The organism is Natrialba hulunbeirensis JCM 10989, assembly GCF_000337575.1.
Lineage (GTDB): Archaea > Halobacteriota > Halobacteria > Halobacteriales > Natrialbaceae > Natrialba > Natrialba hulunbeirensis.
Map to the genome: position 1 here is coordinate 1 of NZ_AOIM01000032.1, position 14,871 is coordinate 14,871.

Annotated in this window: 14 protein-coding genes and 2 pseudogenes; 8 read left to right on the forward strand and 8 right to left on the reverse strand. The window is 62.1% G+C overall.

Annotated elements, in window-relative coordinates; all coding sequences use genetic code 11:
* Nucleotides 1-220: pseudogene (locus tag C483_RS19510) on the forward strand (hypothetical protein); the annotation flags it as partial.
* 161 nt (nt 221-381) lie between these two features.
* On the opposite strand, the gene C483_RS09825 reads toward C483_RS19510, so the two are convergent.
* The 3 genes from C483_RS09825 to C483_RS09835 all read right to left on the reverse strand — a co-directional run bounded on the left by C483_RS09825 (nt 382) and on the right by C483_RS09835 (nt 2,423).
* A complete protein-coding gene (locus C483_RS09825) occupies nt 382-1,035 on the reverse strand; it encodes a lactate utilization protein (RefSeq protein WP_006653204.1) in 654 nt (217 codons plus the stop codon).
* A gap of 247 nt (nt 1,036-1,282) precedes the next feature.
* Complete coding sequence (locus tag C483_RS09830; RefSeq protein WP_006653205.1) at nt 1,283-1,897, reverse strand: IMPACT family protein; 615 nt, start codon at nt 1,895-1,897, stop codon at nt 1,283-1,285.
* 22 nt (nt 1,898-1,919) lie between these two features.
* The gene (locus tag C483_RS09835; protein WP_006653206.1) at nt 1,920-2,423 is read right to left on the reverse strand and encodes an amino acid-binding ACT domain-containing protein; all 504 of its coding nucleotides are present in this window, start codon (nt 2,421-2,423) and stop codon (nt 1,920-1,922) included.
* Nucleotides 2,424-2,588: 165 nt separating this feature from the next.
* On the opposite strand from C483_RS09835, the gene C483_RS09840 reads away from it, so the two are divergent.
* The gene (locus C483_RS09840; protein ID WP_006653207.1) at nt 2,589-3,404 is read left to right on the forward strand and encodes a hypothetical protein; all 816 of its coding nucleotides are present in this window, start codon (nt 2,589-2,591) and stop codon (nt 3,402-3,404) included.
* A 34-nt stretch (nt 3,405-3,438) separates the two neighbouring features.
* On the opposite strand, the gene hisB is transcribed toward C483_RS09840, so the two are convergent.
* Nucleotides 3,439-4,038 carry an imidazoleglycerol-phosphate dehydratase HisB gene (gene hisB / locus C483_RS09845; RefSeq protein ID WP_006653208.1) on the reverse strand — a complete coding sequence of 200 codons (600 nt, stop codon included), beginning with the start codon at nt 4,036-4,038 and terminating at the stop codon, nt 3,439-3,441.
* A 450-nt stretch (nt 4,039-4,488) separates the two neighbouring features.
* Here hisB and C483_RS09850 point away from each other — a divergent pair, with 450 nt between their 5' ends.
* Together C483_RS09850 and C483_RS09855 are read left to right on the forward strand one after the other, a co-directional pair.
* Nucleotides 4,489-4,773, forward strand: a complete 285-nt coding sequence (locus tag C483_RS09850) for a hypothetical protein (RefSeq protein ID WP_049912544.1) — start codon at nt 4,489-4,491, stop codon at nt 4,771-4,773.
* Between the two features lie 159 nt (nt 4,774-4,932).
* On the forward strand, nt 4,933-6,462 hold the full coding sequence (locus C483_RS09855; RefSeq protein ID WP_049912545.1) for a TrkH family potassium uptake protein: 1,530 nt from the start codon (nt 4,933-4,935) through the stop codon (nt 6,460-6,462).
* A gap of 8 nt (nt 6,463-6,470) precedes the next feature.
* Here the strand turns inward: C483_RS09855 and hisA are convergent, their stop codons facing one another.
* The gene (hisA, locus tag C483_RS09860) at nt 6,471-7,298 is read right to left on the reverse strand and encodes a 1-(5-phosphoribosyl)-5-[(5-phosphoribosylamino)methylideneamino]imidazole-4-carboxamide isomerase (protein ID WP_006653211.1); all 828 of its coding nucleotides are present in this window, start codon (nt 7,296-7,298) and stop codon (nt 6,471-6,473) included.
* Between the two features lie 239 nt (nt 7,299-7,537).
* Between hisA and C483_RS09865 the strand changes: the two genes are divergently transcribed.
* From C483_RS09865 to C483_RS09875, 3 genes are all read left to right on the forward strand, one after another.
* Nucleotides 7,538-9,334 carry an SLC13 family permease gene (locus tag C483_RS09865; protein ID WP_083860421.1) on the forward strand — a complete coding sequence of 599 codons (1,797 nt, stop codon included), beginning with the start codon at nt 7,538-7,540 and terminating at the stop codon, nt 9,332-9,334.
* A gap of 103 nt (nt 9,335-9,437) precedes the next feature.
* Nucleotides 9,438-10,619 (forward strand): inorganic phosphate transporter, encoded by a 1,182-nt coding sequence (locus C483_RS09870; protein WP_006653213.1) that lies wholly within the window; start codon nt 9,438-9,440, stop codon nt 10,617-10,619.
* A gap of 38 nt (nt 10,620-10,657) precedes the next feature.
* On the forward strand, nt 10,658-11,086 hold the full coding sequence (locus C483_RS09875; protein ID WP_006653214.1) for a universal stress protein: 429 nt from the start codon (nt 10,658-10,660) through the stop codon (nt 11,084-11,086).
* Nucleotides 11,087-11,103: 17 nt separating this feature from the next.
* Here the strand turns inward: C483_RS09875 and C483_RS09880 are convergent, their stop codons facing one another.
* The gene (locus C483_RS09880; RefSeq protein ID WP_006653215.1) at nt 11,104-11,934 is read right to left on the reverse strand and encodes a hypothetical protein; all 831 of its coding nucleotides are present in this window, start codon (nt 11,932-11,934) and stop codon (nt 11,104-11,106) included.
* A 262-nt stretch (nt 11,935-12,196) separates the two neighbouring features.
* Here C483_RS09880 and C483_RS09885 point away from each other — a divergent pair.
* Nucleotides 12,197-13,512, forward strand: a pseudogene (locus C483_RS09885) (anion permease).
* 52 nt (nt 13,513-13,564) lie between these two features.
* Here C483_RS09885 and bioD read toward each other — a convergent pair.
* Entirely contained in the window at nt 13,565-14,254 is a 690-nt protein-coding gene (gene bioD / locus C483_RS09890; protein WP_006653216.1) for a dethiobiotin synthase, read from the reverse strand.
* On the reverse strand, nt 14,251-14,871 hold a 621-nt coding region (locus tag C483_RS09895), incomplete at its 5' end, for an aminotransferase class I/II-fold pyridoxal phosphate-dependent enzyme (RefSeq protein WP_049912546.1). The genes C483_RS09895 and bioD, both read right to left, overlap by 4 nt.

Sequence of the window (14,871 nt, forward strand, 5' to 3'; positions counted from 1 at the left end):
GGCCAACGCGGATTGTAATGGGGCGGAGAATATGCGCCAGAAGATAACTCCGAGTCCTCACGGCGAGGATAGGAGTAACGGCTGTGTGGTGGTTCGAGAGACCAAAGGTCTCTCGTCATCACGAAAGGCGCAGAGCGCCTTTCGAACGACACAGCCATCGGTATACCTGTTCGACCGCGAGAGCGGGACGTTCACTACGAGAGAACAGGTCGTATCGTAAACCAGCAAATATCCCACCCTGCGGTACGGGAAGCCGCGTCCTTCAGGGCGCGGAGGATGTCACCCAGAGTCTGTTAAGAGCTGCCTGCTGAATAGAGCGTGGGCCTCTCGTAATGACTCTGCAGGCGTGTCTGCATATTGTAGGCATTACCGCCGACAGCATCAGTAACCGAGCTGGTCACGGACGAGGACGACAGTCGTCCGCCCCTCCTCGAGTTCCTGTCGGAAGATCAGTTGTTTGGCGATAGCGCTCTCAACGCCGTAGGCATCCTTTGCACGCTCGTTCTCTAACGGATACGCGACCGATTCGAGGCGATCCAGTGCAGCGTCGAGATCGTCGACAATTTTGTTCACGCCGCTGACGATAACGACGTTGCTGGCAGCGAAGGGATAGGCACCGATACGACTCCCGGAACGGTCGGCTGCGACCAGTTCGCCGGTCTGTGCGACCGCGTTGATCCCACCGAGGAAGTAATCAGCCGTCTGCGATTCGCGGCGTGCGGCCTGTCGTTCGGCATCGTCATCGATACCCCAGATTTCGTCCGGAAGGCTCTCCCACCCGTGGTCGCCCTCGCTCAGGTACTCTGTGAACCCGATCTCTTCGAGGGTCGTCGAGTGGCCGTTCATGACCGAGGCCTCCGCCGGAATGTGCGATTGGATCGTTTCAAGAGCGTCCTCGGCGCTATCGGCGACGACGACGGTGAAGCCGTTGGCCTCGAGATTTGCAACGGTCTCGCTGACGGTGTCGTCATCTGGAAGTTCGTCGAGTGATGCGTCGATTTCGGTTTCGTCTGCGTAATCAGATTTCTGTGACATGGTGTTCGGAGAAGCGTTCGCGTACACCCATCGATAGTCGTGAGAATCAGATAAATGCTCCCGGACACCGATGTCGGCTAGTAACACGAGCGTTACCGACAGAGGTGACACGGCGGCGCTCACGTTGGATGGCGAACCATCCGCTCACGCAGTTGCCGACTGCTACAGGTAAGTTTCACAGACAGTTTTTGGTAAAGAAACCGTGGTACTATCTACTCGAAGAGAGCAATCAAGGGAGAAAGAATACTCAGGCCGACTCGAGTACCGCCCGCCCGCTGGTCGCACTCCGAATCCGATCCCGGAGCGCCTCGGCGTCGGCGACGGGCACCCGGACGTCGAAGGAGACGTTGGCCTCGTACGCGGCGTCGAACTCGTAGCCCTCGCTCTCGAGAATGCCACGAACGGTACCGGAGTCGTCGTACTCCACAGTGATTGAGACGCGTTCGTGCGGGCGCTCCTCAATGACACCTGCCGCATCGACGGCATCCTTCACCGCGCGGGAATAGGCCCGGACGAGCCCGCCCACACCGAGGTTCGTCCCGCCGTAATACCGTGTAACGACCACGACGCAGTTCTCGATCTCACGCTGGGTGAGCACGTTGAGTGCCGGCTTCCCTGCCGAGCTGGCCGGCTCACCGTCGTCACTCGAGTACTCCCGCAAGAGGTCACCGTCGCTGTCGGCGCGGACGCGGTAGGCGGGGACGTTGTGGGTTGCGTCGGCGTACTCCTCGCTGATCGCGTCGATGAACGCTTCGGCGTCGGCAACGGAGTCGACAGGCCGGGCGTGGCCGATGAACTCGGAACCCTGGACGACGAACTCGGCGGTTGCGGCCTCGGCGATGGTGTTGTAGGTCCGACTCACGGCTTGTGGGCGTACTCGGCGCTCACTGCAGTTCGATCTTCCGGACGAACTCGAGATCCCGGAGTTCGGTGATCGCCGTCCCCGAAATGTCCTGGTCGGTGATCAGGTACAGTCGCGGCTCGTCGGTGAACTCGGGGTCCTCACTGATCGTCTGGCGAATCGAGATGTCGTTGTCGGCGAGCGTGCCGGTCACCTGGGCGACGATCCCCTTCTGCTCGGCGTTGTCGACGGCGATCGAGAGCACCGTCAGGTCGAGGACGGGGGCGAGGTCCATCAGGCTCGGCACCTGCGAGATGTTCTGGAAGATACGCCGCAGTTCGGGATCGTCGAGGATCGCGTTCGTCGTCGAGTCGACGACGCGCCGGTCGACGTCGATCTCGCGGGCGATGCCGGTGTTCGGGATCTCGATGCCGCCCGAGACGACGCGGCCGTCGTCGTTGACCGAAAAACCGCGCTCCAGCAGGAGCCGGATAACCGCCTGCTGGCTCGGGGACCCCTCGAACTTCTCCATGATCTCGTTGAACATTCGTTGGTGGGTATACGAGTGCCCAAGTATAATGGTCGGTGATCGACATCCGGTCGGCTCGCTGAGCTGGTGGAGATGCCCTGGTCCGCCTGACTCGGCAAGCGACTGGCAGCTCACGGTGTGTCTGACGGACGTTTATTACCGACCCGGCCGCTATCGCATCCCATGCGCGCACTGCAGCACTGTGACTTCTGTGACAGCGAGGCCGCCGGCACCTTCGAGGTCCTCCCACCCGAACTCGAGCTGACGGACGCCGAGCAACGACGGGTGGTACTCTGTCCGGCCTGTAAGGACCAGCTCGGAGCGCTCCTCGAGCCCCTGCTGGCCCGCCTTCGTGGCGAACCGGCCGCGGAGGCTGGCGAGGAAGACGATCCGAGCGGCGCTGGCACTGGCGGGCGGAGTGAGCCAGACAGTGAAGGTGGGGACAAAAGCCAGACCAAGAACGAGAGCCGGAGCGACGCCCCGCCCACAACTCGCGGAGCCGAAATTACGTTCGGCGATTCGGAGGCGGTCGAAACAGCAGCGACCTCCGCACTCGAGACGAAAGAAACCGCAGGGTCAGAGTCAACGGGGACGCTCGAAGCAGACCGAGAACTAGAAGCAGACCCAGCTACCGGTACCGATACAGAGCCAGCGGGCGAGTCAGAGCCAGCAGGTGAGTTGGAGCCGGTTCCGGAGACGGAATCAGCAACGGACGCGGACGCGAAATCGGAGACGTCGGCGACAACCGGAGAGACCAAGACAGACAGCGCCAGTACGGCCACGAAAACCGACGAAACGTCGAAACCAAGCGTACCGCAGGCCTACCCCAAGGTCATCCGCCTCCTGCGCAACCGCGAGTTGCCGATGGACCGCAACGCCGTCGAATCGCTCGCAGCCGGCGCGTACGACCTCGAAGCCGAACAGGCCGAGGCCATCGTCGATCACGCACTGGAGCAAGAGGAGTTTACCGAACGGGGCGGGAAGCTTCACCGCGCCTAAGTCCGGAAACAAACGGACAGTAGCCAGCCCACGGTCACTCCGTCAGCGTTCCCTTCGTACTCGGCGCTCCCTCTCGACGCTCGTCCACCCGCGTCGCATCGTCGAGCGACCGCGCTAGCGTCTTGAACAGCGCCTCGACCTCGTGATGCGCGTTCTCGCCAGTCACGCTCGCGTGTAGCGTCAGTCCCGCGTTCATCGCCAGCGATTCTGCGAAGTGACGCGCCATATCGCTCGTGAACTCGCCGATCTGGTCCTGGGAAAACGCCCCGTCGAAGTAAAAGCGCGGGCGGCCGCTCACGTCGACCACTACGTCCGCAACCGCCTCGTCCAGCGGCACTCGCCGATCCGCGTACCGGACGATCCCCGCACGGTCACCGAGCGCCTCGTCGAGCGCCGACCCGAGCACGATCGCCACGTCCTCCACCGTGTGGTGATCGTCGATCTCGAGATCGCCGTCGCACTCGAGTTCGAGGTCGAACAGGCCGTGGCGGGCGAAGGCGGTCAGCATGTGATCGAAGAAGCCGATACCGGTGTCGACGGTAGCGGAACCCTCGCCATCGACGGTTAGCGTGCAGTCGATTTCCGTCTCGCCGGTGTCGCGCGTGACGGTGGCGCGTCGCTCGCTCGTGGTCATGTCGAAGCGATTGCGCCCTCGATACAAGGGGGTTGCGCTCGTGGCGAGCGTAGTGAGGCGGGGCAAGCACGACGAGTCTGTCACGCGGTCGCAGTCGGTTACGAGCAGGGACACAATGTGTATTCGTCGGTGGCGCGAGGAATTGGAACTGGTATCTACAGGCGATTGTCGACTCGCTCGACACGCGCGACGTACTGTGTGCCGTGAGAAGCGAAACGAGCGCGGAACGGAGAGAACGAGGCGCCTACTCCCACCAGTGTTTTTCAGTGGGTGGCCAAATCGGTGAAACGGCTGCAAATTTCTTTGTAAAACGTCTCGCTTTGTTTCGAAGCGTCTAAAATGATCGTTTCGGTGTCACTACGATCGTGAAACGGACCGAAATAGTGCCAACCGTCGGGCGCTTATATGATACGTCCAATGAATGTCGCTGATACGAAGAGGTGACCCGCGATGTCTAACTCAACGCCCAGCCCCTCCCCACTTTCGAACGAGTCCGTGCCGCCGTCAGGAACGGATGGCGACCAGCAGGCAGAATCGACGACGACCAGTGCCCGAAACGTCCTCAAGGGTTCAACGCAGTTCCTGTGTTTCTGGGCTGCGGTCGGGTTACCGTTCGTCTACCTCCCACTGCTGGCGCAGGGACTTGGCGATCCACGGGCAACGCTCGTCTTCCTCGGATTGCTCGGCATCAACATCCTCACGCTGTACATCGGCCACGATTACAAGCGCGGGTGAGCCACCGTCAGCGCGTTTCGTCCCGACGCTTGTCCCCTGTGCTTTCTTGCTCCGTGTAACGCTTCGAGAGGGGGCAGTGAGCAAACAGCACCACCGTCGCCACCTGCGACACCTTCCGAACCGATTATTTCCCCCCGTATCCCAGATGTGGCTACTTGAATGAGGATTCGCGTCGACTGGCGCTCGAGTTGTAGCCTCACTGGGACGGTGCTGCGGTGGCTCTCCATCCCACTCGCAGTGCCGGCGTTGCTCGCTGTACTCGACGGCGACGACCCGGTTCCGTTCCTGATCGCCATCGCCGTCGCGATCGCGAGCGGGCTGGCACTCGAGCAGTTGAGCGAGGACCGCGAGCTCGGCCAGCGCGAGTCGTTCCTGATGGTCGCGCTCACGTGGCTCGGGGTCGCAAGCGTCGGTGCGATCCCCTTCCTCTTCGCGGGCGCCGGCTCCGCCGGCGAATCCGCCTTTACCGGGCTCATCAACACTCCGATCAACGCGTTCTTCGAGAGTATGAGCGGGCTGACGACGACGGGCGCGACCGTCATGGAGACGTGGGACTTCAACAACCAGCCGCGCTCACTCTTGCTGTGGCGACAGCTCATCCAGTGGCTCGGCGGCCTCGGGATCCTGATCGTCGCGATCGGCTTGCTCTCGCATCTGATGGTCGGTGGGGCACAGCTGATGGAAACCGAGAGTCAGACGCGAAACGTCCGCAAGCTGCGGCCACACATCTCCGAGACGGCACGGCTCATCTGGGGGCTGTACGTCGGCCTCACGCTCCTCGCCGTCGTCGTCTTCTACGGACTGCACCTCCTCGGAGTTGCGGACGAGATGAACCTATTTAACGCAGTTTCGCACGCCCTGACGAGCGTGGCGACCGCCGGCTTCTCACCGGAAGGTGACAGTATCGCCGCGTTCTCGCCGATCGTCCAGTGGTCGATCATCCCGTTCATGATCCTCGGTTCGACCAACTTCGTGCTCCTCTACTACATCACACAGGGCGAGTTCGAGCGCCCGCTGCAGTCCGAAGAGCTCCGGTTCTACCTCGGTGCGCTCGCCCTGTTCAGCGCGATCGTCGTCGGGATCCTCGCGTTCGATGTGGATCTCGACCTGGGTATCGAGCCGACGATCCGCCACGGCGTCTTCAACGTCGTCTCGCTGGTGACGACGACCGGGTACGCGAGCATGGACTTCAACCACTGGAGTACGGGCGCGAGGCACGTGCTATTCCTCTGTATGTTCATCGGCGGAATGGCCGGGAGTACCACCTGTTCGATCAAGTCGCTGCGCTGGCTGGTCGTCCTGAAGGCGTTCAAGCGAAACCTCTTCACGGCGATCCACCCCGAGGCAGTCCGTCCGCTCCGGGTCAGTGGGAGCGTCGTCGACGAGGAGACCGTCAACGACATCTTCGGCTACGTCCTGCTCGCCATCGTCATCTTCTTCGGCCTGACGGTCCTGCTCGTCGTCGACGCCGCACGCGCCGGCACCGACGTCAGCGAGTTTGGCGCACTCGGGGCTGCAGCCTCGATCTTCATGAACATCGGCCCCGCGTTCGAACTCGCCGGCCCGATGGGCAACTACAACGGGTTTTCAGCCTTTTCCCGGTCCGTCATGATCGTCATGATGTGGATCGGCCGGATCGAAATCGTTCCCGTCCTCGTCCTGCTGTTGCCGGCGTACTGGCGATCCTGATCGGTCGGTTACTTGTCGTGGCTATCGTCACCATCGTCGCCAACCACAGCCTTCGCCTCCTCAAGCGTAAAATTCCCTTCGTACAGCGCGCTTCCGACCACGGCCGCCGCCGCACCCGCCTCCTCGAGTGCCCGGATATCTGCAAGCGTCGCCACGCCCCCGCTCGCGATCACCGGCACGTCCGTCGTCTCGACCAGCTCCCGGACTGGTTCCGTGGCCACGCCCTCGAGTTGCCCCTCCACGTCGACGTTGGTGAACAAGATTGCGGCAGCCCCGAGTTCCTCGTAGCGCTCGGCTGCCTCGACGGGCGAGACGCCGGCACCCTCGGTCCAGCCCTCGACGACGACCTCGCCGTCTTTCGCGTCGAGACTGACGATCACGCTGTCGGGATGAGTCTCGCTGATTTCCGCGACGATATCGGGGTCCTCGACCGCCGCAGTACCGAGGATAACACGGTCGACGCCGCGGTCGAGGACGTCCCGCGCGTCTGCAGCCGTTCGAATGCCGCCGCCGAGTTGCGTCGGCACGTCGACGGACTCGAGTACGCTCTCGATTGCGGCGGCGTTTTCGCGCTCGCCGTCGAACGCGCCGTCTAAGTCGACGAGGTGGAGCGAGTCGGCACCGGCCTCGAGCCAGCGCTGTGCGGCGTCGACGGGGTCGCCGTAGGTTTTCTCAGTGCCGCGCTCGCCCTGGACGAGCTGGACGACCTCGCCGTTCTGGATGTCGACGGCGGGGATGATGTCGAAGGTGGCGGGGTTGGTGAGGGTGGTGGGGTTGGTAGGATCAGTGGGGTCACTCGAGTCCGTGTGAGAAGAGGAGTCGTCTGTGTCAGTCATACGTGTGTGAGCGGGGTGCATCCGAGTAAAGGCGACGGTTTGCAGTTTGCTGGTCCTCGATGCGTCGGTCGAGGAATCGAAACTGAAACGGGTCGGACGACCATCGCCGAGAGACTGTTCACGCACCGTGCAGAGGCGTTACGTACCGAGACGGTGTGTCTCACCGTGTGCTCGGCGCAGCGCTCACGGCGACGCCGCTCCTCCAGGAGCCAGTGGCCCAGCCCGAGCTGACGACGGAGATGCTCGTCGTCTTCGGGGTCGTCGGCCTCGCGCTCGTGCTCTTTCTGACCGAACGGCTGCCGATCGACGTGACCGCGATCCTGTTGATCGTGGTGCTCGTCGTCCTCGAGCCCTGGACGGGAATCGATCCGGGAACCGGTATCTCCGGCTTCGCAAACGAGGCGACGATCACCGTCCTGGCGATGTTGATCCTGAGCGGCGGCGTCAGCCGAACCGGCATCGTGCAGGAACTGGGCCGACGCATGGCCGCCTTCGCAGGGACGAGTCTCCGGAAGCAACTCTTCGCGACCGTCGCCGCAACCAGCCCCGTCTCCGGGTTTCTGAACAACACGCCTGTCGTTGCGCTGCTGGTCCCAGTCGTCACCGACGTGGCAAATCGCGGCAACACGTCGCCGTCGAAGCTCCTGATTCCACTTTCCTACGCCTCGCAGGTCGGCGGGATGCTCACCCTCATCGGCACGTCGACGAACATCCTCGCGAGCGACATCAGCGCCCGACTCGGCGCGGAGTACGACGAACTCCATCGGTTCTCGATGTTCGAATTCACCCAGCTCGGCATCATCGTCGTCGTTGTCGGCGCGCTCTATCTCATCTTCGTCAGCCACTACCTCATCCCCGAGCGCGTGCCACCGCGAGCGGACTATCTCGAAGAGTACGACGTCGGCAGCTACGTCGCAGATGTCGCGATCGTTCCCGGCTCGCCGCTGGTCGGCGCCACCGTCGGTGACGCGAGCGATACGCTCGGCCCCGATATCGACATCGTGCAAGTCGTCCGCGACCGCGGCCGTGCGGTTGCACCACGACAGGAACTCCCGCTCGACGAGGGCGACGTGCTCGTCGTCCGAACGAACCGCGAGGCGATCACCGCACTCGAGAACGCCCCGGGCGTCGAACCGGTCGGACACCTCGGTTCGTCCGCGGACCTCTCGGCGACCGACACGGAAGGCGTACTGACGGAACTCGTCGTCTCGCTCGACTCACGACTCGTCGGAGACCGTCTCGATCCAGAGGCGTTTCGTGAGGAGTTCAACGCGGCTGTCCTCGGCCTGCGGAGCCACGGCGAACTCGTCGGTGGCCGTATCGTCGGCACGCGTCTCGATGTGGGCGACACGTTGCTCGTCCAGGCACCCCCGGAGACCCTCGACCGACTCGCGAGCGGCGACGACGTCATCGTGGCCCGCGAACCGCCCCGTCCGGAGTACCGCGCCAGCAAGGCCCCGATTGCGATTGCGATTATGATTGGCGTCGTTGCCGTCGCTGCACTGGAGATCTACCCGATTCTCATCTCGGCGCTTGCGGGCGTCGTGGCGATGGTTGTCACCGGTGTCCTCGAGCCAAAGGAACTGTACGACGCTGTCGAGTGGGACATCATCTTCCTGCTCGCCGGCGTGATTCCGCTCGGAATTGCCTTAGAACAGACGGGAGCGGCGGCCTACCTCGCGTGGCTCGTCGTCTCGACAGCGGGTGTGCTGCCGACTATCGTCGTGCTGTGGCTGTTCTACATCGTGACAGGACTGATAACCGAACTGATCAGCAACAACGCGAGCGTCGTCCTGCTGATTCCGGTCGCAGCAGCGGCGGCGGCCGGTATCGGCTCAAACCCGTTCGCGTTCGTGCTCGCAGTCACGTTCGCAGCGAGCACGGCGTTTCTGGGACCGATTGGCTACCAGACGAATCTGTTCGTCTACGGGCCCGGTGGCTACCGATTTACGGACTACGTCAGAGTCGGTGCACCGCTCCAGTTGATTCTGTCGACTGTCACCGTTCTCGGCATCGCGTTTTTCTGGGGCATCTGAGATGAGACTGGTGGTACTCGAGTGGAAGAACTGTTACAGGCAGCACAGGCGGTACAGAACGGGTCCAATACTTATTTTATCGGGATAATCGTATTTGTTGTCGATGGTAGAAACGCTGCTTCTTGTTGGGGTTGTCGCGTCTATCTTCGTCGGGTTCAACATTGGAGGATCATCGACGGGAATTACGTGGGGGCCGTCAGTTGGCGCTGGGATCGTGACGAAGACAACCGCAGCGGCGATCATGACCGTGTTCGTGTTCCTCGGCGGCATAACGGTCGGCCAGGAGGTCATGGGAACGCTCAGCGAGGATATTATCACGGTCGATCTCACGCTCTCTGCTGGCGTCGCCGTGCTCTTCTTCATCGGTCTCGGCATCCTCGTTGCCAACATCTTCGGTGTGCCCGTGCCAACGTCGATGACGACCGTCGGTGCGATCGCCGGCCTCGGGCTGGCAACCGGGACACTCAACTACGTGATGATCGCGGAAATCATCTCCTGGTGGGTCGTGACGCCGATTTTCGGCTTCTGGATCGGCGGCATTATCGGGCGGTATATCTATCCGTGGGTCAACCAGCGCATCGATATCAAAAGTTCCGACGGCCCACTCCTCAGCCTCGACCGACAGGGCGCGGTTCCAAAGCCAGCGCTCGGACCGAATACGACCACCCAGGAACTCGTCACAACCGTCGTCGTCCTCATCATCGGCTGTTATATGGCCTTCAGTGCCGGCGCGTCGAACGTTCCGAACGCTGCGGCACCACTGGTCGGAGAGACAGGTCTAGAAGTGACCGAAGCAGTCATCATCGCCACCGTTGCGATCGGACTCGGCGGCTTTACCATCGCTCGACGGACGATGGACTCCGTCGGCGGCGAACTGAGCGATATCCCGCTGCTCGCAGCACTGTTCGTCATGGTAACCGCGTCGACGATCACGACCACGCTCTCTTACATCGGCATCCCGATCAGCCTCGTCATGGCGACCGTGATGACCATCGTCGGCATCGGCTGGGGACGCGCAACCCGTCCAGTGACCTTCCGTGAGGCCGTTACTCGCGACAGCGACGCCCAGAATCGCGAGATCGAACTGGGTGCAATCGTTGCCGAAGAACAGGAAGGTGAACAGACCCCAGCAATTGGTGAGGAAGAATCCGAAGAGGTGCTCAACGCGGCCGACCTCTTCAACCCCCGCGCCGTCATCAAGTACATCTCGATGTGGATCATCGGCCCATCGATGTCGACGCTGCTTGCCTACGGATTCTTCACGCTCCTGCCAGGGGTTGCGTGAAACGAGGTTCTTAGCCACTGGGCGTCGTAGTCACACGCATGCTCTCGACAATCCTCGTGCCGATGGACGACTCCGACCAGGCAGGGCACGCACTCGAGTACGCCCTCGAAAATTTCCCCGAAGCCGACGTCACTGTCCTGCACGTTGTTGGCGTTCCGTCGATGATGATGGGCGACGCAGTGAGTTTGACACTCGAGGACGACCTCAGTGACGCGGCCGCAGGGCGCGCCGAGTCAGTGTTCGATCGGGCACACGAGATTGCCGACGAACGGGACCGGGAGATCACGACGGTCGCCGGGATTGGGCATCCGGCGCGAAATATTCTCAACCGTGCCGAGGAGTACGACACGATCGTTCTCGGGAGTCACGGCGAAGATAGGGATCGGGCGACACACCGGTTTCTTGTCGGGAACGTTGCCGAGACAGTGTCGAAGCGGTCACCGGTTCCGGTGACAGTCGTCCGGTAGCTGGAGAGGTGAGGATATCAAGATTCGGACTCGTCTGTGGGTGGGTCGTTGTCGGCTGGCTCGTTGTTAGCGGACTCGTTTGTGGCTGGTTTGTCAGTGGCGGACTCATCGTCGGCTGACTCGTCTGCGGCTGACGCATCGTCGGCTGACTCGTTGTCAACCGATTCCTCGATGAGCTCTTCGATCTCGTCCTCACGCAAACGGCGGTCGACGCGTTCCTCAACGGCGTTGACTTTGGCCTGGACTTCGCCAACCTGTTCTTCGACCGTTTGTTCGACCGTTTCACCAACCGTTTGCTCGACCGTCTCACCGACGGTTTCCTCGACTGTCTCCTCGACAGTCGCCTGCACCTCCTCGACCTGTTCTTCGACCGTCTCACCAACCGTCTCTTCGACAGTTTCGCCAACGGTTTCCTCGACCGTTTCCTCGACCGTTTCACCGACTGTTTGCTCGACCGTCTCGCCGACCGTTTCCTCGACCGTCTCGCCAACCGTCTGTTCGACGGTTTCCTCGACGGTTTCACCGACTGTTTGTTCGACCGTCTCGCCGACCGTCTCTTCGACGGTTTCCTCGACCTGTGCCTGCACCCCTTCGACCTGCCGTTCGACCGTCTCATCGACCGTCTGCTCGAGAGTTTCGCCGACAGTCTCCTCGACTGCCTGTGTCATCCAATCCGGGTCGAACCGCGCCATCTTCCAGATGACGTGGACGACGTAGGAGGCGAACACACCCACACCGAACGCGATTCCGATGTTCGTCTCGAGTGTCAGGATCAGGACGATCGAGAGCGCGATCAACGCACCATAGGCCAGGTCGACAGCAGCGTCGACACGAACCGGGTTTAGCATCGGGACGTAGCACCCGTCTCGGTTGTCCAACTCGAGTGTGACTGGGTTACGATACGTTCCGGCCGTCGATGAAGCGGCTTACACCGCCCTCCGCGACGTTCGATAGTAATCCGACGAGGACACATGTTATCCGAACGTATGGTAGCCGTCGTTGAAATTCTTTGCTTCGGAGTCCGAGCAACGGCGGGCGAATTGTATTCACGAGTCGCTGGCCTCGACTGAATAGGACGACTTTTACGATCAGCTCGCTTGAGTGCACACTGTGACGGAAGTACTGCTTCTCGTAGGAATCCTCGTTGCAATCTTCGTCGGATACAACATCGGCGGCGCAACGACGGGGCCAGCGTTCGGACCGGCAGTAGGAGCGAACGTAATCACGAAGACGATGGCTGCGGCACTCATGTCGATTTTCTTCTTTGTCGGCGCGGCGACGATCGGCCCACAGGTCGTCGACACGCTCGGGAACGAACTCGTCCACGACACAGGAGTGTTTACCATGCGCTCGAACGTCGCCGTGCTCTTCTTCATCGGCGGCGCGCTGTTTATCGGAAACTACGTTGGTGTCCCCGCTTCGACCTCGATGACTGCTGTTGGTGCAATCGCTGCACTCGGGCTTGCGACTGGCGAGCTCGCCTGGGACGTACTCGGCCAAATCGTTATCTGGTGGGTCGTTGCACCGATCATCGGCTTCTGGGTCGCCGGTGTGGTCGGCCGATACTTCTACCCACAAATCAACGAGTGGGTCGCAATCGAGGCAAGCCGCGACGGTCGGGAAATGATTACCGTCGACCGCTCGGGCATCGTTCCGCGACTCCAGTTCGGCGACGACGCAGACCGCCGCGAGATCACGGGCGCGTTCGTCGTCGTGGGGATCGGCTGCCTGATGGGCTTTTCCTCCGGGACGAGCAACATCGCGAACGCGATTGCACCAATTTACGGTGCGGTCGACGGCACGAACACTGAACTCGCACTCGGCTCACTGACGATCCCGTTTGGCATGCCCGCATTGATCGTTATCGGATCGTTCGCCGTTGCAATCGGTTGTTTCACCATTGCGCGGCGAACGCTCGATACGCTCGGAAACGACATTACGAACCTGCCGCTGACGGCCGCGATCGTCGTTGCCGTTATCAGTTCGACCATCGTCGTCGCGCNGCTCGATACGCTCGGAAACGACATTACGAACCTGCCGCTGACGGCCGCGATCGTCGTTGCCGTTATCAGTTCGACCATCGTCGTCGCGCGCTCTCCTGGATCGGTATTCCCGCCAGTTTCGTCGTCATTGCGACGATGAGCATTATCGGACTTGGCTGGGGACGTGCTACCCGAACGACGACGCTCTCCGAGGTCAGAGCAGGCGAGGAAACACGCGTCTCAGTGGGTGCACTCACCGCCGACGAAGAAGGTGAAACGCCCCCGAAAATCGGGGAAGAAGAGCCCGAAGACATCCCCACGGCCTCCGATCTGTTCAACCCATCGACGACAGCTCGGGTCATTCTCATGCAGAACGTCGTGCCCGTCATCTCCACGGTTGGTGCCTTCCTCACGTTCCGGTTTATACCGATATTCGGCTTCTGATCGCACAAACCATTCCGCTGACGCGCATCCAGCTGTCCAGCTACCAACACAGTCACCGCCCAGCAGACAGTGCTCCCGCATCCGCACAGAGTTCCGCAACTCGAGTACCGAGTTCACGAACCGACTTCGGGTCGTCGGGCGACACCTCCGGAAGGGGCCGAACCGGGCAGGCACACAGCCGTTCCAGTTCGGCAGGGTTCGTCCGTTCGGCGACGGAGCGGGGCTGGGGTGGGTATCGGTTCAGTACGACCCCGACGACCGGCACGTCTCGCGCCCGGAGCGCCTCGACGGTCAACGTCGTGTGATTCAGCGTTCCCAGTCCGGGGCGGGAAACGATCAGCGTCGGGAACTCGAGTGCAGCGACGAGGTCGATGATCTCGCGTGGCGGGTCGGTCGAGAGCGGAACACGAACGCCGCCGGCACCCTCGACCACGCCGACTGCAACGGTCTCGAGTTCGTGCTGAATGTCTTCGAGGAGTGAATCGAACGCGAGTTCGTCGCCACTCCGTCGTGCCGCGACGGCCGGAGCGAGTGGCTCCCCAAAGGTCCGGAGTCGAGTCGCGGCCGAGTCGTCACCGCAGATCCGCTGGACGTACCCGGCATCGTCATCCGTCGGAAACGCGGTTTGGGCGGGTTTGATGGCTCGTGCGTTCTGTCCGCTGTGTCGGAGGTGTGCGACGAGTCCTGCCGTAACGACCGTTTTGCCGACGCCAGTGTCGGTACCGACGACGGCGAGCGTCACGAGCGACCCCCTGCCATCGACGCTGCATCGAAGGCTGCCAGACACTGTTCGAGTTCGTCGTCAGTGTGTGTCGCTCGCGGTGCGAGTCGGATCCGGCTCGTTCCGTCGGGCACTGTCGGTGGTCGTATCGCCGGTGCGGCGATGCCGTGTGCTGCGAGTCGATCCGACAACGCAACTGCCTCCGTGCGGTCACCGACGATTACCGGGAGGATGTGTGTCTCGCCCGTCACCTCGTAGCCGCGCGACTCGAGCCCCGTTCGTAATCGCTCGACAGCACGCCAGAGTGCATCGCGCCGGTCTGGTGCGAGCGCCAGCGCGCGCTCGGCAGCAGTGGCTGCCGGTGGCGCAAGCCCGGTCGAAAACACGAACGACCGGGCGGCGTTGAGCAGGTACTCGATACACGCCTGGGAACCGGCCACGAACCCGCCCTGTGAACCGAGCGCTTTCGAGAGCGTCCCGAGTTGGATCTGGACGCGGTCTGCAAGGTCACGCTCGCCAACAACGCCGCCGTCGTAGACGCCCGTGGCGTGGGCTTCATCGACCATCATCCATGCTCCGTACTCCTCGGCGACATCACACAACCTGTCTCTTATACACATCTCTGAGCGGGCTGGCAA